Here is a 19,974-nt window from a genome sequence, read left to right as displayed (position 1 = left end):
TCCCCGCATCCACCCCGTTCCGACTCGAGAGGTGACCATGCTCTTCGCCCTGCGACGCGCCGGCGGCGCCCTCCTGGTCCTGCTGCTCGCGTTCACCGCCGCGTATTTGCTGCTCGCGGCCCTCCCGGGCGACGGCGTGCTCGCGCGGTACGGCAGCCCCGAGCTCGGCCTCACACCCGCGCAGCTCGACGAGATCCGGGCCGCCTACGGCGCCGACCGGCCCCTGTTCGAGCGGTACGCCGACACCGTCGCTTCCTTCCTGCGCGGCGACCTCGGCTACTCGGTCCAGAGCGGCGCGGCCGTCGCCGACCTCGTCGCCGTCGCGCTGCCGTCCACCCTCACCCTCGCCGTGCTGGGACTCGCGGTCGCCGTGTTCCTCGCGGTCGTCATCGCGTTCACCGCCACCTACGGCGCGTTCCGGCCGCTGCGCGCGGTCTTCCGCCAGCTGCCGCCGCTGTTCGTCTCGATGCCCGTCTTCTGGATCGGCATCATCCTCATCCAGGTCTTCTCCTTCCAGCTCGGCTGGGTGCCGCTCATCGGTGCCGACCCGGTCGAGGCGCTCATCCTGCCGGTGCTCACCCTCGCCGTACCCATCGCGGCGCCGCTCGCGCAGGTGCTGACCCGCAGCATCGACGAGGTGTCCGAGCAGCCGTTCGTCGCGGTCGTGCGCTCGCGCGGCGCGAGCACGTCGTGGCTGCTGTGGCGCAACGTGGTGCGCAACGCCCTCCTCCCCGCCCTCACGATGGCGGGCGTCCTCTTCGGCGAGCTCGTCGGCGGCGCCGTCGTCACCGAGGCGGTCTTCGGCCGCCCGGGTATCGGTCAGCTCACGGCGCAGGCGGTCGCGAACCGCGACACCCCCGTCCTGCTCGCGATCGTCGTCATCTCGTCCGTCGCCTTCGTCGTCATCAACCTCGTCGTCGACCTCCTATACCCCCTGCTCGATCCGCGTCTGCGCCGCGGCGGACGCCCGCTCGCCGTCTCACGCAGCCGCGTCGCCGGGGCCGTCCCGACGCCCACCCCGCTCACCGAAGGGATCGCGCGATGACCCTCACGCTCGCCCGGCCCGGCACCCGCACGGCGGTCCCGCGCCGCGTGCTCCGCCCCGGCACCGTGGTCCCCGCCCTCGTCCTCCTGATCGCGGTCGCGTGGGCGCTCGTCCCGGGACTGTTCACCGCCGCGAGCCCGACCGAGACGGTGGCGGCGGCGTTGCTGGGCCCGAGCCCCGCCCACTGGTTCGGGACGGATGCCACGGGCCGTGACGTCTTCGCCCGTGTCATCCACGGCGCCTCGCACTCGGTCACGGGCGCCCTCGCCGCCGTCCTCGTCGGACTCGTCGCCGGGACGGCGATCGGGGTCACGGCGGGCGCGGCGGGCGGCGCCGTGGACGAGGTGCTCATGCGGATCGTCGACGTGCTGCTCGCGATCCCCGCGCTCCTGCTGTCGCTCAGCGTCGTCATCCTCCTGGGGTTCGGCACCACCAACGCGGCGCTCGCGGTCGGGGTCACCTCCGTCGCCGTCTTCGCCCGGCTGGCGCGCGCGCAGGTCGTCAGTGTGCGGGTGGCGGACTTCGTCGAGGCGGCGTACGGGTCGGGGGGAACCGCGGCATCCGTCCTCTGGCGCCACATCCTGCCGAACTCGCTCACGCCCGTCCTCGCGCTTGCCGCCCTGCAGTTGGGGTCGGCGATCCTGCAGATCTCGACCCTCGGGTTCCTCGGCTACGGGGCGCCCCCGCCCACCCCGGAATGGGGGCTGCTCATCTCCGAGGGGCGCAACTACGTCGCCACCGCGTGGTGGCTCACCGTGCTGCCGGGCCTCGTCGTCGTGGCCGTCGTCCTCGCCACCAACCGTCTCAGTCAGGCCCTCCGGGGAGGGGAACGCCCATGACCGGTGCACTGCTCGGCATCCGCGACCTCGTCGTCCGCTACCGCACCGAACGCGGCGACGTCGACGCCGTCCGCGGCGTCTCGCTCGACGTCGCCCGCGGACAGGTCACCGCGCTCGTCGGCGAGTCCGGCTCGGGCAAGTCGACCGTCGCGCAGGCGGCGATCGGGCTGCTCGCCGGCAACGGACGCATCGACGGCGGGACGATCACGCTCCACGGCGCTCAGGACGACACCGAGCTCGTCGGCCTCTCCGACCGCCGCTGGCGCGCCCTCCGCGGCACGCGCGTCGCGCTCGTCCCGCAGGACCCGGGCAACTCGCTCAACCCCGTCGCCACGATCGGCGCGAGCATCGGCGAGGTGCTGCGCATTCACGGCTGGCGGGATGCCGCGGAGATCCGCGCGCGCGTCATCGACCTGCTCGAGCGCGTCGAGATCGACGACCCCGCGACGCGGTACCGCCAGTACCCGCACGAGCTCTCCGGCGGCATGCGCCAGCGGGTGCTCATCGCCGCGGCGCTCGCCCTCGATCCCGAACTGATCATCGCTGACGAGCCGACGAGCGCGCTCGACGTCACCGTCCAGCGCACGGTCCTCGATCTGCTCGACCGGCTGCGCGCCGACACCGGCACCGGCGTGCTCTTCATCACACACGACCTCGCCGTCGCGGCGGACCGCGCCGACACGATCGTGGTCATGAAGGACGGCGCCGTGCAGGAATCCGGGCCCGCACGCTCCGTCCTCGCGGCGCCGGAGTCCGACTACACGCGTCGCCTGCTGGCCGACGCCCCGTCGCTCGGACACGTCGTCGAGCGCCGGGCCCCGGCATCCGTCTCCGCCGCGCCGCTCGTGACCGTCTCGGGACTGCGGCAGGAGTTCGGCCGCGGCGCCGGGCAGCCGCCGCTCGTCGCCGTCGACGACGTCTCGTTCACGGTCGCGCCGGGGACCACCCACGCGATCGTCGGGGAGTCGGGGTCGGGCAAGACCACGATCGGCCGCGCGCTCGCCGGGTTCGGTGCGCCCCAGCGCGGCACGATCACCGTCGACGGCGTCGAGGTGACCGCGCTCCGCCCCGGGCGGCACCGCCGGGGGTACCGCCGCACCGCGCAGCTCGTGTACCAGAACCCGTACGCGTCGCTCGATCCGCGCCAGCGCATCGGCACGATCCTCGAGGAGCCGCTGCGGAACTTCGGCCTGGGCTCGGCCGCCGAGCACCGCAGCCGCGCCGCGCACGCCCTCGCACAGGTCGCCCTCGCGCCCGAGATCGCCGCCCGCCGGCCCCGGGAACTGTCAGGCGGTCAGCGCCAGCGCGTCGCGATCGCGCGAGCACTCATCCTCGAGCCGCGGCTGGTCGTCCTCGACGAGGCGGTCTCGGCCCTCGACGTGACGGTGCAGGCGCAGATCCTCCGTCTCCTCGCGAGCCTGCAGGAGGAGCTCGGTCTCACCTACGTCTTCATCTCGCACGACCTCGCCGTCGTCCGGCAGATTTCCGACACCGTCTCGGTCCTCCGCCGCGGCGTCCAGGTCGAGCACGGCACCGTCGACGACGTCTTCGGCTCGCCGCAGCACGAGTACACCCGGGGGCTGCTCGACGCCGTCCCCGGCTCCGCCCTCCGGAAGGACACCACATGACGACGCCCCGACTGGGCTTCTTCAGCCGCCTGCTCGAGGACGCCCCCGCCGCCGACCGGTACCGGTTCGGGCTGGAGCAGATCCAGCACGCCGAGCGGTCCGGTTTCGCCTCGGCCTGGGTCGCCCAGCACCACTTCGGCGCGCACGAGGGCGGGCTGCCCTCGCCGCTCGTCTTCCTCGCCGCGGCCGCCGAGCGCACGAGTCGCGTCGGCCTCGGCACCGCCGTCCTGACCCTCCCCATCGAGGACCCGGTCCGCGCGGCCGAGGACGCCGCCGTGCTCGACGCCCTGAGCGGCGGTCGCCTGCAGCTCGGCGTCGCCTCCGGGGGGACGCCCGGCTCGTTCGCCGCTTTCGGGAAGGATGCCGCCGACCGCGCCGCCCTGCACGCGGAACACCTCGACGTGTTCCGCTCGACGCTGCGCGGTGACGGCGTCCGCGGCACGGAGTCGGTCGCCTACCCGCCCGCCGGCGATCTCGCCGACCGTATCTGGCAGGCGACGTTCTCGCCCGCCGGGGGTGCTCGGGCGGGTGCCGCGGGCGACGGCCTCCTGCTCTCGCGCACGCAGCCGCGGACGCCCGAGGCGCCCGACGCGACCATCGGCGACATCCAGCAGCCCATCGTCGACGCCTACCTCGACGCGCTGCCCGAGGGGGCGGCGCCCCGCATCCTCGCCTCGCGCACCGCGTTCGTCGTCGACCCCGACCGGCGCGACGAGGCCTTCGCGCTGGCTGAGCGCGGGCTGCGCGCCGTCGCCGCGCAGTTGATCGGTGCGTACGCGGCCGACCTGCCGCTCGCCGAGCTGATCCGGCTCTCCGACACCCACATCGGCACCGTCGACGAGGTCGTCGCCTCGCTCGCCGCCGACCCGATCATCGCGCAGGCGACCGACGTCACCTTCCAGGTCCACTCGGTCGCCGCGACCCACGAGCTCACCCTCCGTTCCATCGAGCTTCTGGGCACGCAGGTGGCCCCTCGGCTCGGCTGGGCGACGGGCCCCGACGCCGCCGACGACCTCCGAGACCACCATCGGGCCGCGGCCCGGAAGGAGTACGCATGACCGCCGACATCATCGACCTGCTCGCCGGCATCACGCCCGGCAGTCCGCTCGCCGAGACCCGCGCGCTGCGACCGCAGGCGCGCGCGAACGCGCAGCGCAGTTTCGAGGCGCTCCTCGAGCCCGCGCAGCCGGGGGATTTCCCCCTCGCCGAGCGTTACGCGATCGCCGCCTTCACCGCGCGGATCCACCGGTTCGACGCGGCGACGGCGTTCTACGACGATCTGCTCCGCGAGGAGGATGCCGCCCTCGCCGACGCCATCGCGGACCTCGCCGCCGACGCCGCGCAGCGCGGACCCGTCGGCGCCTACCGCGAGCCCGGACTCGCCGGCGAGAGCACCCCGGCCGTCGCCTGGCACCCGGCATCCGCTGCCGTCGGGGACCGGCTCCCCGCGGCCCTCGCTCACACGCACCTGCTGGTGTTCCGTCCGCGCGAGGCGTCGCCGCAGGCGCTGCGCGCGCTGACGGATGCCGGGTGGTCCGCCGACGCGATCGTGAGCCTGTCGCAGCTCGTCGCCTTCCTCGCATTCCAGCTGCGGCTGGCGTGGGGCCTGCGCGTGCTCGGCGCGTCCGCATCCGCTCACACCACCGCCCACACCCTCGAAGGAGCCGCGCGATGACCGTCGCCGAGTACCCCGACCTCGCCCGCCCCGACCGCTTCACGCAGCTGGGTCTCGGATGGGTGCCCTGGCTCGCGCCCGTCCCCGAGGCGGAGCTCACCGAGCGTCAGCGCGAGGCCCTCGTCGAGCCGGCCCGCACGAAGATGCCCTACTTCCGGCTGCTGGCCCGCGACCCCGACGCCCTTGAGGCGCGGACGCTCACCGACCTCGACATCTTCTTCAACGTCGACGGCGGCATCGGCCGCGCCGAGCGGGAACTCGCGGCGACCGCGGCCAGTCGGGTGAACGGCTGCGTGTTCTGCGCCTCCGTGCACTCGGCCGCCGCCACGCGGGAGTCCGGCCGGCGCGACGACGTCCAGCGGCTGCTCGACGAGGGCACCGACGCCGACCTCGGTGACGAGCGCTGGAACGCCGTCGTCGCGGCATCCGTCTCGCTCACCGCGACACCGCTGGGTTTCGGTCCCGACGACGTCGACCGGCTGCGGGATGCCGGGCTCGACGACGCGTCGATCGTCGACGTCATCGGGGGAGCCGCGTTCTTCAACTGGGCCAACCGCCTCATGCTGTCGCTCGGCGAACCCGAGGTGCCCGCGGCCCGCTGACCGTCAGGCCCAGGGCTGGCGCGCGACCCGGACGTCGGCGCCCGTCCGCGCGGATTCGCCGATCGCGAGACCGAGCAGGTGGTCCTGGCACGCCTCGGCGAGCGGATAGGGCTCGGGGCCGTCGCCCCGGGCCCACCGTCCGGTGGTCTCGAGCAGCGACGCGACGGCGATGTCGTCCTCCGACAGCCGCGTGCCGGCCCACGGGTTGCGGTAGACGATCCGTCCCTCGAAGAAGGCCGACACGACGTCGTTCCCCTCGAGGTTCAGGTCGACGCCCGTGCGGCGGTAGGTGATCGGCGAGACGACCACCTCGGAACCCTCGAACCGCCGCACGGTGTCGCCCTCGAGTTCGCCGTGCGAGCCGCGGAGGACGATCCGTCGCGACAGGATCGGGTTCCACCACTGGTTGTCGACGAAGTCGTAGAGGCCCATGCGGCCGTCGCCGAAGTCGAGTGTCGCGATGGTCGTCGTCCGCGGCTGCGGCGAGACGTCGTCCGACCAGCCTGCGGGCGAGAGCGGGTCGACGAGCGGTGCGGTGAAGGTCCGTGCCGACACCGTGGCCTCGGCCATCCCGGCATCCAGGAACGTCCGGATCATCGAGGTCGCGTGATACAGGTGGGTCGACGATACCTGCACGCCGCCGATCGTGCCGAGGGCGCCCGAGCGCACGACCTCATGCCGGGCGGCGTGGCCCGGCATGAGCATGTACTGCTCGGCCACCTGCACGAGGCCGCTTGCGCCGACGTCGTGCCACAGCCTCCGCAAGCCGTCGGCATCGGGTGCGGGCGGCGTCTCGGCGAGCACGCGCACCCCGCGGTCGACGAGCTCCGTGATGACGCCGGGCATGGCGTCCCACGACACCGACGCGATCACGACGTCGGGCCGCGCTGCAAGCAGGTCGTCCATCGACCGGTGCACCGGCACGCCCCAGGGGGCGATGCGCGCCGCCGACGCGTCCGACCGGGCGAGCACCCCCGTCACCTGCAGGCGGTCCGGTGCCGCCGCGGCGAGGCGCAGGAAGAACTCCGCCCGCCAGCCCGTGCCGATGATCGCGAATCGTGCCGGCTGCGTCATGAGACCCCTTCGTCGCGGCGTCCCGATGCGGTCGCCCCCGGCATCCTCCAGGCCGCCGCAGGCGGGGTCAACCCCCCTCGCGTCAGTGCTCGGCGCCGAGCTGTCCGCTGAGTCGGCTGTGGAAGGCGGATGCCGCGTCGTTCAGACCCGCGATCGTGACGGTCGTGCCCTGCCGCTCGTACTTGTCGACGATCGCGTCCAGGGCGGCGACGGTCGAGGCATCCCACACGTGCGAACGCGACATGTCGATCACGACTGTCGCGGGGTCGTCGGTGTACGCGAACTGCCTCGTGAGGTCGTTGCTCGAGGCGAAGAACAGCTCGCCGTCGACCGTGTAGTGCGCCGCGGATGCCGCGTCGTCGACGGTCCGGGTGACGGTCACCAGGTGCGCGACCCGGCGCGCGAACACGACCATCGCGGCGAGGACGCCGAGGATCACGCCGATCGCGAGGTTGTGGGTCCAGACGGTGGCGACGACGGTGATGAGCATGACGAGCGTCTCGCTCTTCGGCATCCGTCGCAGCGTCGCCGGGCGCACGCTGTGCCAGTCGAACGTGCCGATGCAGACGACGATCATGACGGCGACGAGGGCGGCCATGGGGATGATCGCGACGACGTCGCCGAGCGCGAGGACGAGGATCAGCAGGAACACGCCGGCGAGGAACGTCGAGATGCGCGTGCGTGCACCCGACGCCTTCACGTTGATCATCGTCTGGCCGATCATCGCGCAGCCGCCCATGCCGCCGAAGGCCCCGGAAAGGATGTTCGCGGCTCCCTGGCCGAGTGCCTCACGGGTCTTGGAGGAGGGCGTGTCGGTGATGTCGTCGACGAGCTTGGCGGTCATGAGCGATTCGAGCAGTCCGACGACGGCCATGGCCAGGGCGAACGGGCCGATGATCTGCAGGGTCTCGAGGGTCGGCGGCACGTTCGGTACGAACAGCGTCGGGAGGCTCTCGGGCAGCTCGCCCTGGTCGCCCACGGTCGGGACGTTCCACGCGAACGCCGCGACGGCGGCGGTGAGCACGACGATCGTGACGAGGGGCGCGGGCACGGCCTTCGTCAGTCGCGGGAAGGCGTACAGGATCACGAGACCCGCGGCCACGAGCGGCCACACGAGCCAGGGGATGCCGTCGCCGATCAGCTGCGGAAGCTGCGCGAGGAAGATGAGGATCGCGAGCGCGTTCACGAAGCCGACCATGACGCTGCGCGGGATGAACCGCATGAGCTTCGCGACGCCGAGGGCGCCGAGCGCGACCTGGATGGCGCCGCCGAGCAGGACGGTCGCGATGAAGTAGTCCATCCCGTGCTCGCGGGCGACCGGGGCGATGACGAGGGCGACCGCCCCCGTCGCGGCCGTGATCATGGCCGGGCGCCCGCCGAGGAACGCGATCGCGACCGCCATGATGAACGACGAGAACAGTCCGAGCCGCGGGTCGACGCCCGCGATGATCGAGAACGCGATCGCCTCGGGGATGAGGGCGACCGCGACGACCAACCCGGCGAGCACTTCCCGGGTGAGCAGGCGCGGGCTGCGGAGGGCCTGCAGCACGGTGGGTGACGTGCGCGGGCGCGCAGAGGTGGGGGTCGTCATGGAGACTCCGGTGATCGGGGGAGTGCGCGCTCTCATCGGCGACGCGGAAGAATGGGGGCGCGCGGACGCGCACGAGCAAACCTAACGTAACGTGAGGTTTGCGTCCACTCGGGAGGAAACCAGTGACAGACGGCACGATGCGTATCGGCGAGGTCGCCGAGCGGACCGAGCTGTCGTTCCGCACCCTCCGTCACTACGACGAGATCGGTCTCGTCACCCCGTCGGCGCGCACCGACGGCGGCTTCCGGCTCTACACCGAGGGCGACGTCGCCCGCATCCTCCTCATCCGCCGGATGAAGCCGCTGGGTTTCACGCTCGACGAGATGCGGGAGCTGCTCGACGTGGTCGATGCGATGGCGGGGGATGCCGACGACCCGAGCGTGCGTGCTCGCCTCGACGCCGTGCGCGCCGAGGCTGCCGCGCGTCGCGAGAAGCTCCGTCGGCAGGTCGAGATGGCCGACGAGTTCCTCGACCAGCTCGAACGGATCTGACGGACCTCAGACCGCGGTGACCTCGACGACGACGGCCTGCTGCGGGTTCTGCACCGGCGGTCGCAGACCGACGACGGCGAGCTGACGCCCGGTCAGCACGGTGTCGTGGTGCGCCCATTCGAGCGGGGACTGCGCGGGGGTCTGCACGATCCCGCCGGGGGTGACGATCTCGATCCGGTAGGTCCGGTCGGGGTCGAGCCCCGGGAACCGCACGCGCCCGGCCGGGGAAGAGATGAGGGTCTGCGTCTGGGTGATGGTGAAGAAGGCGGACGCCTGGTCGTCGGCGACGACGCCGCGGACGTCGAGTCCGGGGTCGGCGACGTCCGCGTTGACGAGGCGGCCGGTCGCGACGAGGGGGCGGACCCGTTTGGCGAGCGTCACCCACGCGCCGACGGCCGCGGCATCCGTTTCGGTGAGGGTCGTGACGTCCCATTCGATGCCGAAGTGACCGAACAGGGCGACGGCTCCGCTGAGGGTGAGGGAGACGGTGCGGCCGGTGGAGTGCACGTGCGGGGTGGTCAGGTGCATTCCCATCATCTCGGGCGGGACGACCAGGGCCGTGTACCGCTGGTTCTCGAGGCGCTCGATCGGGTCGAGGCAGTCGCTGGTCCAGATCCGGTCGGTGCGGTCCAGGATGCCGAGGTCGACGCGGGCGCCGCCGGAGGCGCAGCTCTCGATCTCCAGGCCCGGGTGGGCGGCTTTGAGGTCGTCGATGAGGCGGTACACGGCGAGGGTCTGCGCATGCACCTTTGCGGCTCCGCCGGGCCCGGCGGCCGCGTCGACGAGGTCGCGGTTGTGATCCCACTTCACGTACGCGATCGGGTACGCGGTGAGGATGTCGCTGATCACCCGGAACATGTACGCGTACGCGTCGGGGTGGGCCAGGTTCAGCACCTGCTGCTGCCGGGCCGACGGGGGCAGGTCGGTGCGGCCGCGGAGGATCCAGTCGGGGTGGGAGCGGGCGAGGTCGCTGTCGGGGTTGACCATCTCGGGTTCGAACCACAGCCCGAACTCCATCCCCTTCGCGACCACGTGATCGGCGATCGGGTGCAGCCCGTCGGGCCACACCGTCTCGTCCACGTACCAGTCGCCGAGCCCCGCCGTGTCGTCGCGGCGGTGCCGGAACCAGCCGTCGTCGAGCACGTACCGCTCCACACCCAGCTCCGCCGCCGCGTCGGCGAGGGCGATCAGCTTCGGCAGCCGGTGGTCGAAGTACACCGCCTCCCACGTGTTGAGCGTGATCGGCCGAGGACGGGTCGGATGCTGCGGCCGCGAACGCCACTCGTCATGGAAGCGCGCCGCGAGCTCGTCGAGGCCGTCGCCCCACGACCCGAGCAGTTCGGGCGAGGAGATCTCCTCACCCGGCGCGAGACGGATCTCACCCGGCAGATACAGCTCACCGGCACCGAGGAAGGACTCACCCGTCGGGACCCGCTCCGCGAAGATCCGCGAGTTGCCGCTCCACGCCAGGTGCACCCCGTGCACACGCCCCCGCTCGAACCCGAACCCCGGGATGCCGGCCGCGAGCAACGGGGTCGCATCGGCACCCGGGCGGCCCCGCCGCGACTCCCGCAGATGCGTGCCGAAGGTCAACTCGTGCCGCTGCGCCGACCGCTCCCGCAAATGACGGCCCGTCGTGTCGAGGAGCTCCGTCGCCTCCCACGGCAACGGGAGCGTCACGTGCAGCGCCTGCACCGTGTACACGCCCTCCCCGTCGTTACGCACCGTCGTCCGCGCCCGCACCAGACCCGACGCCGTCACCCGCAGCTCGTACCGCGCCGACAGGGCCGCCTCGGCGTCGGCGAGATCCAGCTCGAGTGCATCGTCCGAGGCGCGGGTACCGACCACGGTGAAGACCGCGCTCACGCCCTCGCCGTCGCGATGCCCCTCGAACGTCGGCGTGCCCGCCCACCCCGACGCCGCGGTCGCGACGACACCGAGTCGCACCGTGTGGTCGAGCCCGCCCGAGATGCGCTGCAGCCGCGACGCCGTCGCGAGTGAGACGAGTGTCGCGTGGGGTGCATCGCCGAGATCATCACCCCAGTGGACGATCGCGGGGATCGCCCCGGGCTGCAGGTCGAGGACGACGCTGGTGCCGCCGGAGCGGAGGTGGAGGACGGTCTCGTCGGCGGGGATGACGCGCATGATCACAGTCTGGCAGGCCCTGGGAACGTGCACAGACGTTCTTCTCCGAGACGCCTTCCCGGAGCCTCCCGCGGCGCCCGCGGCCTGGCGCGGATGCCGGCTGCCGTGGCGCTCCGACATCGCCCGATGTAGGCGCGGCACAACGGCGCGTCATCACGTCCGCCGACGACGTTGTGCGAGAGGGACAACGCAGTTGGTCCAATGTTGGAGGACTCCTACCGTTGTGGTCGAACTTCCCTGTCCCGTCGCCGATCCGGCGTCCTCAGAAAGGCCAGTGATGACCGACACCGTCGTCCGCTCCTCCACCCCCGCCGCCGACAAGCGCACCCCCGCTGGCGGCGCCCCCACCGCGCCCCACACCGCCGACGAAGCGCACGAGCCTCGCATCGACATCGACGCCGTCGGCGCGATGCTCCGCGGCACGTGGGGAGACACCCGCCTCACGGTGCGCGAGCTCATCAAGGACCCGGCCTACTGGCGCATCGACGGCCAGAGCGTCGCCGAGCACCGTGAGCGCGTCATGGGGCAGGTGCGTCTGCTCGCGAAGAACGGCGGCTCGACGCGCGCCCTGCCCAAGGAGTACGGCGGCGAGGAGGACAACGGGGCCAACCTCGCCGGGTTCGAGGAGCTCGTGCTCGCGGACCCGAGCATGCAGATCAAGTCCGGCGTGCAGTGGGGGCTGTTCGGTTCGGCCGTGCTGCAGCTCGGCACGAAGGAGCACCACGACACCTGGATTCCGGCGATCCGCGACGCGGAGCTCCCCGGCGCCTTCGCCATGACCGAGATCGGCCACGGATCGGATGTCGCCGCGATCGGAACGACGGCGACCTACGACCCCGAGACCGAGGAGTTCGTCATCCACACGCCGTTCCGCGCGGCGTGGAAGGACTACCTGGGCAACGCCGCGAAGCACGGACAGGCGGCGACCGTCTTCGCACAGCTCATCACGAAGGGCGTGAACCACGGCGTGCACTGCTTCTTCGTGCCGATCCGCACGCCCGACGGCGAACTGCTCCCGGGCGTCCAGAGCGAGGACGACGGGGTCAAGGGCGGGCTCAACGGCATCGACAACGGCCGGCTCGCGTTCGACCACGTCCGCGTGCCGCGGACGAACCTCCTCAACCGCTACGGCGACGTCGCTCCCGACGGCACCTACTCGAGCCCCATCGAGAGCACGGGCCGCCGCTTCTTCACGATGCTCGGCGCCCTCGTCCAGGGCCGCGTCTCCCTCGACGGCGCCGCCACGATCGCCTCGTCGCTCGCGCTCTACATCGCCGTCACCTACGGCAACCAGCGCCGGCAGTTCGACTCCGGCGCCGGCACCGATGAGGTCGTCCTCCTCGACTACGGCAAGCACCAGCGCCGCCTCCTCCCGCTCCTCGCGCAGAACGTCGCCCAGTACTTCGCGCACGACGAACTGCTGCGCACCTTCGACGGCGTCTTCGGCGGCACGTCCGACACCCCCGCCGAGCGCGAGAACCTCGAGACCCTGGCGGCCGCGCTCAAGCCGCTCAGCACCTGGAACGCGCTGCAGACCATCCAGGAGGCGCGCGAGGCCTGCGGCGGGTCGGGCTTCATGGCCGAGAACCGTCTCGTGGGGCTGCGCTCCGACCTCGACGTCTACGTGACCTTCGAGGGTGACAACAACGTGCTGCTCCAGCTGGTCGGCAAGCGCCTGCTCGCCGACTTCGCGAAGCAGTTCAAGGGGGCGGATGCCGCGACCCTCGCGAAGTTCGCCGTCGGCCAGACGGCGGGCAAGGTCTTCCACGGCGCAGGGCTCCGCAGCCTCGGGCAGACGGTCGCCGACTTCGGCTCGACTGCACGCTCGGTCGAGCTGGGGCTCCGGGCCGAGCAGCAGCACGAACTGCTCGCGGGACGCGTCGAGCAGATGGTCGCCGACATCGCCGGCGCGCTGCGCCCGGCATCCAAGCTCCCTGCGGCCGAGGCGGCGGCGCTGTTCAACACGCACCAGGCCGAGCTCATCGAAGCCGCGCGGGCGCACGGCGAGCTGCTGCAGTGGGAGGCGTTCTCGGATGCGGTGAAGGCCACCGAGGATGACGGCACGCGGCAGGTCCTCACCTGGTTGCGCGACCTCTTCGGTCTGCACCTCATCGAGAAGCACCTGGCCTGGCACCTCATCAATGGACGTCTGTCGACGCAGCGCGCCGCTGCGGTGTCGAAGTACATCGACCGCCTCTGCGCGCGGCTGCGTCCGCACGCGCAGGACCTCGTCGACGCGTTCGGATTCGCCCCCGAGCACGTGCGCGCACCGATCGCCTCCGGCATCGAGCGGCAGCGGCAGGACGAGGCGCGGGCGCACTACGCGGACCTCGCGGCTCGTGGTGAGGCTCCCGTGCCGGAGAAGTCGCTCAAGAAGAAGTGAGCGTCGGAGGCCGTCGGTAACCTGACACGCGTGGAACTGCGTGTCGGGCCCGACGGCCTCCTTCGTTGCGGCTGGGTCGGCGACGACGCCGAGTACCGCCGCTACCACGACGAGGAGTGGGGGCGTCCGCTGCACGGCGACCGGGCGCTGTTCGAGAAGATGAGCCTCGAGGGGTTCCAGGCGGGCCTCTCGTGGATCACGATCCTCCGCAAGCGCCCGAGGTTCCGTGAGGTGTTCGCGGAGTTCGACCCGGTCACCGTCGCCGCGTTCGACGAGGCCGACGTCGACCGGCTCATGGCCGACGCGGGCATCATCCGCAATCGCGCGAAGATCCTCGCGACGATCGGCAACGCGCGGCTCGTCACAGAGATGGCCCCGGGCGAGCTCGACGCGTTCATGTGGTCGTTCGCCCCGGCATCCCATCGGCGACCGGAGACCTTCGCCGAGGTCCCCGCCACGACGGCGGAGTCCGACGCGATGTCGAAAGCGCTGCGGGGGCGCGGGTTCCGCTTCGTGGGGTCGACGACGATGTACGCCCTCATGCAGTCGACGGGCATGGTCGACGACCACGTGAACGGGTGTCACCGGGCCGGCGGCTGACCGGCAGGTGGGGAGGAGTCCCCATGGGCACGACGCGCGGTCGTCGGTAGCGTCGGCCGCGAACGGAGGTGACGCGGTGAGTGACGTGGACCTGGACCTGACCGCCCTGGCGGCCGCCCGCGACCGTGCGGTGGCGGCGTTCGACACGTTCTCCTCGGCCGACGCGGTCAGCGAGGATCTCGCCGCCGCCACCGGTGAGCCCCGTCTGGCGGGCAAGGTGCGCGACTTCGCCGCCAACTGGGACTACAACCGCGGAAAGCTCGAGGACCAGCTCGTCACCGTGCGCGACCTGCTGACCGCCATCGTCGACGCGTTCACCGAACTCGACGCGACGGGGCGGCCGTGAGCGTGCTGTCGGTCGAGTTCGAGGACCTCTTCGAGGGGCGCCCCGATGACCTGGAGATCCGTGCCCACGATCTCGCCCGCACGGCCGAGGCGATCGAATCCGCGGCGCTGGCGCTGCAGGATCTCGTGGCGCAGCAGCACAGTCTGTCGACGGATGCCGCGGGCACCGCCGCAGGCGAGGCGGCCGCCGGCCTGCACCGGGCGACGGAGCGGTACACGGGGACCTCGACCGCACTCGTGACGTACGCGGTCGAACTCGGCGAGATCCAGGGCGACGCGCGGACGGCCGTCGAGGAAGGCGATGCCCACCTGGCTCGGATCCCGGTGCTCGAGGCCGACGTCCACGACCGGGAGAACGCGCTCGCCCTCGCGATCGCGAAAGGCGAGCCGACGGGGGTGTTCGAGGACGACCTGTGGGAGGCGCGGGAGGCGCTCAGCGCGGCCATGGCCGGGGCGGATGAGGCGCGCCGGACGCTCGCGTCGGCGCGGCAGCGACTGTGGGAGGCGGCGGACCGTGCCGGCGACCGGATCTCCACGGCGATCGAGGAGGGCGCCGACTCATTCGGCGACAACTGGAATCAATTCTGGGAGGGTGTCGGCGGGGTGTTCGCCGTCGTCCTGGACTGGGCGGAGGACGTCCTCGCGGGGATCGTCTTCGCGCTGGCGGAGACGGTCAGCGCGCTGGTGTCGGCCGCTGTCGTCGCCGCTCTCGTGCTCGTGGGGGCGCTCGTGCTCGGGACGGTGTTCACCGTGCTCGGCCCCGCGGGGGTCATGCTGCTCGTGGCGCTCGTCTCGGCATCCCTCATGCGGATGGCGCTCAGCGAGCTGATGGCTCCGCCGGTCGTGCAGCGCACCGATCGGTTCGAGGTCTCGGACGAGCTCGAACCGCGCGACTACCGGGACCTCTTCGGTGAGCTGGCCGCGCAGGACGCCGCCGGCGGCGCGGACCACACCGAGATCCGCGTCGTCGCCGTGCGGGACGCCGACGGCGAGGTCGTCGCGTGGCGGGTGCAGTTGCCGAGCACGCAGGAGTGGTCGCCGCTCAACACCGACGGCGCGCTCAACGACGCCCGCACCGACGTCATGCTCTCGATGTTCCCCGAGCTCGAGACGCAGTACGAGCAGGCGGCCTGGCAGGCGATGACGGATGCCGGTGTCTTCGACAGCGACGCGCCGATCATGTTCACGGGATGGTCGCTCGGCGGCATGATGGCCGGTGAGATGGCGACCGATCCGCGGGTCGCCGACCGCGTCGAGTCTGTCGTCACGGCGGGATCCGCGATCGACAAGCACCACGGCGACATGCCCGACGGTGTCCGCGTCACCCAGTTCAACAACGGCATCGATCCGGTCCACACGCTCGAGTTCGTCGGGCTCGACGTCGGCGACTACCTGCGATTCGACCAGGACTGGCAGACCTACCGGCCGCTCACCTGGCCGATGCACGATGCGACCATGTACGGGACGGTCGCCGAGCGGTACCTGCCCGAACCCCGTCCCGGGGACGACATCTTCTTCGCCGGTGGGGGAGACTCGGGCAGCGAAGAGGTCTACGTCGCCGAGTTCGTCCGAGGATCGTGAGGTCGTCCATGCCCCGACGCCGTCGTGCCCTGACCGCCTTGGCGGTCGCCCTCACCCTCTGCACCGGAGGGCTCGCGCTCACCGGCTGCGCCGCCGACCCCGACACGGCGGGGCTCGAGGCGGAACTCGGCGCCGTCGACGGCGTCAACGGCGCGTTCGTCTGGACGACGCATCCCAACGCCCCCTGGGTCACGCACGTGCAGGTGATGCTCTTCCTCGACGATCCGTCCGAGACAGGGGTGGTCGATGCCGTGCGCGCTGCGGCTCCCGTGCTCGCCGCCGATGACGCCGCGGCATCCGCCGATGCCGTCGGCCTCACCTTCGTCGACGGGCAGCGCGCCGACTACAGCGTGCGCGGCGAGGCGACCCGCGACGTCATCGCGGTCACCCCCGACATCGCGCGAGAGCTGGGCGTGGCCGAGACCGGCAAGCGACAGCTGCAGGTCAGCCCTGCCGACCTGCGGGCGCTCGCCGCGGCGGAGTGAGCATGACGGCCCGTCTCGCGTTCGCGCTGCCGGGGGAGTGGCTCGCGATCGACCCGCGTGACGAGGCGGCGTCCGCCGGACGAGTGGATGCCGCGGTCCGCGACATCGTGGGAGCCGCGGACGACGCCGCGCTCACCCGGCGACACCTGCGGGACCGGCTACGCGCCGTCGTCGATGCGGCTCGCGTCTCGAGTGCGCACGGGGTGTTCCTGTGCCTCGAGATCGCTGCCGGGGTGCGGCTACCGGCGACGCTGACGGTGCACGCGCCGAGCGGGATGACGATGACCCCTGCTGTCGGGACCTCCGCCGACGCGGTGCTCGCGACCCTCGATCGCAGTCTGCGCGCGGTCGGAGCGCCGGGCGCCGACACCGCGACGCGGGTGAGTGCGCCGGCGGGCGGCGGCGCGCTGCGCCTGCACCGTGTCGTCGACGACGGCGTCTCGGCGGACGCGCCCGTGGAGCGGCTGGCGGCCGACTACTGGTACCCGGTCCCCGGCGCGAAGCGTGTCGTCCTCGCAAGCTTCGCGACCCCGCTCGCGCACCTGCGCGATCCGATGCTGCACCTGTTCGACTCGATCGCCGCGACCGCGGCCTTCGCGTCGGAGGATCGCCGCCTTGCCGGATGACACGATCCGCGAGGATCATGTGGTGACGGCGGGCGGAGAGGCGGACATGGCGGGCTACGAGATCACCGAGATCGGTGCGCTGGACCACTGGCGGGATCACTTCGGGGGGTTCGCAGCCGCTCGCTCTCGGGACGGGCGTCGTGTCGTCGACCACGAACTCGCGATGCAGTACATCGGGCTGACGGCCAACGCGCTCGAGCCGGGCGAAGAGGCCGGTTACTGGCACACGCATTCGGAGGTCGAAGAGCTCTACGTCTTCCTGGAGGGTCGCGGTCAGACGGGCCTCGACGACGACCTGGTGGACGTGGGCCCGGGGTCGGTCGTCCGTGTCGGGCAGGGCGTGTGGCGCACCTGGCGGGCGCACCCTGAGAGCCCCGGCCAGTTGCGGTGGCTCTGCATCCGCGCGGGCGGCGGCGAGCTGCCGCACCTGCCGAACGACGCCACCCGTGACGAAGAGACTCCCCGGCCCATGCCGTGGGCGCAGGGCTGAGCCGTGGCATCCGATCCTCCCGTCGCCGACGCGCACGACGTCATCCGCGTCATCGGGGCGCGGGAGAACAACCTCAAGGGCGTCGACGTCGAGATCCCCAAGCGCCGCCTCACCGTCTTCACCGGGGTGAGCGGGTCGGGCAAGTCCTCGCTCGTGTTCGGCACCATCGCGACGGAGTCGCAGCGCCTCATCAACGAGACGTACCCGACGTTCGTCCAGCAGTTCATGGCGCAGCTGTCCCGTCCCGAGGTCGACGGCCTCGAGAACATCAGCCCCGCGATCATCGTCGATCAGGAGCGGATGGGGGCCAACGCGCGCTCGACCGTCGGCACCGCGACCGACGCGTACGCGATGCTGCGGCTGCTCTTCAGCCGCCTCGGAGAGCCGCGGGTGGGGTCGCCGCAGGCGTTCTCGTTCAACATCCCGACCGTGCCGGGGTCCGACGTCGTCACGGGCGGCATGTGCCCCCGGTGCGAGGGGCTCGGCGAGGTGAGCGACGTCGACCTCGACGAGCTCTTCGACAGCTCGAAGGCGCTCGCCGAAGGCGCGATCACCGTCCCGGGCTACAACGTGGACGGCTGGATGGTGCGGATCTTCACCGAGTCGGGGTTCCTCGACGCGGCCAAGCCCATCGCGCAGTACACCGAGCAGGAGCGCGCCGACTTCCTCTACAAGGAGCCGACCAAGGTCAAGCTCCAGAACATGAACATGACTTACGAGGGTCTGGTCCCGAAGATCACGAAGTCGTTCCTGCAGAAAGATCGGGAGGCGCTGCAACCCCACATCCGTGCGTTCGTGGATCGCGCCGTCAAGTTCCTCCCCTGCCCCGAGTGCGGCGGCAGCCGACTGAACGACGGCGCCCGCTCCTGCCGGATCGGCGGCGTGAACATCGCCGACGCCGCCGCGATGCAGATCACCGACCTCGCCGTGTGGCTCGACACGATCGATGCGACGGCCGTCGGGCCGCTCCTGTCCGGGCTGCGCAAGGTCATCGCGTCGTTCGTCGACATCGGGCTCGGGTACCTGTCGCTCGACCGCTCGTCGGGGACCCTGTCCGGCGGCGAGGCGCAGCGGACGAAGATGATCCGTCACCTCGGCTCCGCGCTGACCGATGTCACCTACGTGTTCGATGAGCCCACCGCGGGACTCCATCCCCACGACATCCAGCGCATGAACGACCTGCTCCTCCTGCTGCGGGACAAGGGCAACACCGTCCTCGTCGTCGAGCACAAGCCCGAGGTCATCGCGATCGCCGACCACGTCGTCGACCTCGGCCCGCATGCGGGATCGCGCGGCGGGCGGATCATGTACGAGGGGGACGTCGCCGGCCTCCGGGCATCCGACACCCTCACGGGACGGCACCTCGATCACCGAGCAGCGCTGAAGACCTCGACCCGCCCGGCGACCGGTGCGCTGCAGATCCGCGGCGCCACCCAGCACAACCTCACGGGGGTGGACGTCGACATCCCGCTCGGTGTCTTGACGGTCGTGACCGGCGTGGCCGGGTCGGGCAAGTCCTCCCTCGTCCACGGCAACGTCCCGTCGTTCGACGACGTCGTCGTCGTCGACCAGTCGCCGATCAAGGGGTCGCGCCGCTCCAGCCCCGCGACGTACACCGGGGTGCTCGATGCTATCCGCACGGCGTTCGCGAAGGCGAACGGGGTGAAGGCCTCCCTGTTCAGCGCGAACTCCGAGGGTGCGTGCCCGGCCTGCAAGGGGCTCGGGGTCATCATCACGAACCTCGGCTACACGCAGAGCGTCAAGACGCGCTGCGAGGTCTGCGAGGGTTCCGGCTTCAGCGAAGCGGTGCTCGAGTACACGCTCGACGGCAGGAACATCGCCGAGGTGCTCGCGATGTCCGCCGAGGAGGCGCACGGTTTCACCTCCGGCCCCGCGAAGACGACGCTGGCTCGCATGATCGACGTGGGGCTGGGCTACATCACCCTCGGTCAGGCGCTCAACACGCTCTCGGGCGGCGAGCGGCAGCGGTTGAAGCTGGCGATCGCGATGGCGAAGAAGGGGGCGGTCTACGTCCTCGACGAGCCCACGACGGGTCTGCACCTCGCGGACGTCGACAACCTGCTCGCCCTGCTCGACCGATTGGTGGATGCCGGCAACTCCGTCATCGTCATCGAGCACCACCAGGCCGTCATGGCCCACGCCGACCACATCATCGACCTGGGTCCGGGCGCAGGTCGCGACGGCGGTCGCATCGTGTTCGAGGGGACGCCGGCGGCGCTCGTTGCCGACCGCAGCACGCTGACGGGCGAGCACCTGGCCCGCTACGTCAGCGCGGACTGAGTCGACCGAACCGAAGAGCATAAGAGGGGAGAACTCCCCACGTCACGCGCTCGCCCGAAATTGGTCCCTCGCT

General features: G+C 71.7%; 18 protein-coding genes. 15 read left to right on the top strand and 3 right to left on the bottom strand.

The annotated features are described in order from the left end of the window. The first annotated feature begins 37 nt into the window (after window positions 1-37). Genes Q9S71_RS04060 through Q9S71_RS04035 form a run of 6 tightly spaced genes read left to right on the top strand, consistent with a single transcriptional unit; the run spans window position 38 to window position 5,789 of the window. Window positions 38-1,045: an ABC transporter permease gene (locus Q9S71_RS04060; protein WP_311861688.1), complete on the top strand. Its 1,008-nt coding sequence runs from the start codon at window positions 38-40 to the stop codon at window positions 1,043-1,045. After that, window positions 1,042-1,884, top strand: a complete 843-nt coding sequence (locus Q9S71_RS04055; protein WP_311860678.1) for an ABC transporter permease — start codon at window positions 1,042-1,044, stop codon at window positions 1,882-1,884. Before Q9S71_RS04060 ends, Q9S71_RS04055 begins: the two co-directional genes overlap by 4 nt. After that, window positions 1,881-3,512 (top strand): dipeptide ABC transporter ATP-binding protein, encoded by a 1,632-nt coding sequence (locus Q9S71_RS04050; protein ID WP_311860676.1) that lies wholly within the window; start codon window positions 1,881-1,883, stop codon window positions 3,510-3,512. Before Q9S71_RS04055 ends, Q9S71_RS04050 begins: the two co-directional genes overlap by 4 nt. Continuing rightward, on the top strand, window positions 3,509-4,570 hold the full coding sequence (locus tag Q9S71_RS04045; RefSeq protein ID WP_311860674.1) for a putative FMN-dependent luciferase-like monooxygenase: 1,062 nt from the start codon (window positions 3,509-3,511) through the stop codon (window positions 4,568-4,570). Before Q9S71_RS04050 ends, Q9S71_RS04045 begins: the two co-directional genes overlap by 4 nt. Further along, a complete protein-coding gene (locus Q9S71_RS04040; RefSeq protein WP_311860672.1) occupies window positions 4,567-5,187 on the top strand; it encodes a CMD domain protein in 621 nt (206 codons plus the stop codon). The genes Q9S71_RS04045 and Q9S71_RS04040 overlap by 4 nt, the downstream gene beginning before the upstream one ends. Beyond that, on the top strand, window positions 5,184-5,789 hold the full coding sequence (locus tag Q9S71_RS04035) for an alkylhydroperoxidase domain protein (RefSeq protein ID WP_311860671.1): 606 nt from the start codon (window positions 5,184-5,186) through the stop codon (window positions 5,787-5,789). Before Q9S71_RS04040 ends, Q9S71_RS04035 begins: the two co-directional genes overlap by 4 nt. Before the next feature lie 3 nt (window positions 5,790-5,792). Here the strand turns inward: Q9S71_RS04035 and Q9S71_RS04030 are convergent, their stop codons facing one another. Continuing rightward, complete coding sequence (locus tag Q9S71_RS04030; RefSeq protein ID WP_311860669.1) at window positions 5,793-6,863, bottom strand: Gfo/Idh/MocA family protein; 1,071 nt, start codon at window positions 6,861-6,863, stop codon at window positions 5,793-5,795. Window positions 6,864-6,945: 82 nt separating this feature from the next. After that, on the bottom strand, window positions 6,946-8,454 hold the full coding sequence (locus Q9S71_RS04025) for a SulP family inorganic anion transporter (protein ID WP_311860668.1): 1,509 nt from the start codon (window positions 8,452-8,454) through the stop codon (window positions 6,946-6,948). Between the two features lie 122 nt (window positions 8,455-8,576). Here Q9S71_RS04025 and Q9S71_RS04020 point away from each other — a divergent pair, with 122 nt between their 5' ends. Next, entirely contained in the window at window positions 8,577-8,945 is a 369-nt protein-coding gene (locus Q9S71_RS04020) for a MerR family transcriptional regulator (RefSeq protein WP_311860667.1), read from the top strand. Between the two features lie 6 nt (window positions 8,946-8,951). Here Q9S71_RS04020 and Q9S71_RS04015 read toward each other — a convergent pair whose 3' ends face one another. Then, on the bottom strand, window positions 8,952-11,090 hold the full coding sequence (locus Q9S71_RS04015; RefSeq protein ID WP_311860666.1) for an alpha-galactosidase: 2,139 nt from the start codon (window positions 11,088-11,090) through the stop codon (window positions 8,952-8,954). A 277-nt stretch (window positions 11,091-11,367) separates the two neighbouring features. Between Q9S71_RS04015 and Q9S71_RS04010 the strand changes: the two genes are divergently transcribed. From Q9S71_RS04010 to Q9S71_RS03975, 8 genes are all read left to right on the top strand, one after another. Then, on the top strand, window positions 11,368-13,473 hold the full coding sequence (locus tag Q9S71_RS04010; protein ID WP_311860665.1) for an acyl-CoA dehydrogenase family protein: 2,106 nt from the start codon (window positions 11,368-11,370) through the stop codon (window positions 13,471-13,473). Between the two features lie 30 nt (window positions 13,474-13,503). Beyond that, the gene (locus Q9S71_RS04005) at window positions 13,504-14,073 is read left to right on the top strand and encodes a DNA-3-methyladenine glycosylase I (RefSeq protein ID WP_311860664.1); all 570 of its coding nucleotides are present in this window, start codon (window positions 13,504-13,506) and stop codon (window positions 14,071-14,073) included. Between the two features lie 76 nt (window positions 14,074-14,149). Then, entirely contained in the window at window positions 14,150-14,419 is a 270-nt protein-coding gene (locus tag Q9S71_RS04000; protein WP_311860663.1) for a hypothetical protein, read from the top strand. After that, a complete protein-coding gene (locus Q9S71_RS03995) occupies window positions 14,416-15,999 on the top strand; it encodes a hypothetical protein (RefSeq protein ID WP_311860662.1) in 1,584 nt (527 codons plus the stop codon). Before Q9S71_RS04000 ends, Q9S71_RS03995 begins: the two co-directional genes overlap by 4 nt. Window positions 16,000-16,007: 8 nt before the next feature. Continuing rightward, window positions 16,008-16,484 (top strand): hypothetical protein, encoded by a 477-nt coding sequence (locus Q9S71_RS03990; RefSeq protein WP_311860661.1) that lies wholly within the window; start codon window positions 16,008-16,010, stop codon window positions 16,482-16,484. A gap of 2 nt (window positions 16,485-16,486) precedes the next feature. After that, window positions 16,487-17,110 carry a hypothetical protein gene (locus Q9S71_RS03985; RefSeq protein ID WP_311860660.1) on the top strand — a complete coding sequence of 208 codons (624 nt, stop codon included), beginning with the start codon at window positions 16,487-16,489 and terminating at the stop codon, window positions 17,108-17,110. Beyond that, window positions 17,100-17,600, top strand: a complete 501-nt coding sequence (locus Q9S71_RS03980) for a cupin domain-containing protein (protein ID WP_311860659.1) — start codon at window positions 17,100-17,102, stop codon at window positions 17,598-17,600. Before Q9S71_RS03985 ends, Q9S71_RS03980 begins: the two co-directional genes overlap by 11 nt. Before the next feature lie 3 nt (window positions 17,601-17,603). Further along, entirely contained in the window at window positions 17,604-19,901 is a 2,298-nt protein-coding gene (locus Q9S71_RS03975) for an ATP-binding cassette domain-containing protein (RefSeq protein WP_311860657.1), read from the top strand. Window positions 19,902-19,974: the final 73 nt, after the last annotated feature.

The sequence above is a fragment of the Microbacterium gawkjiense genome, assembly GCF_031932225.1.
Lineage (GTDB): Bacteria > Actinomycetota > Actinomycetes > Actinomycetales > Microbacteriaceae > Microbacterium > Microbacterium gawkjiense.
This window is presented reverse-complemented; position numbering and strand designations above follow the sequence as displayed.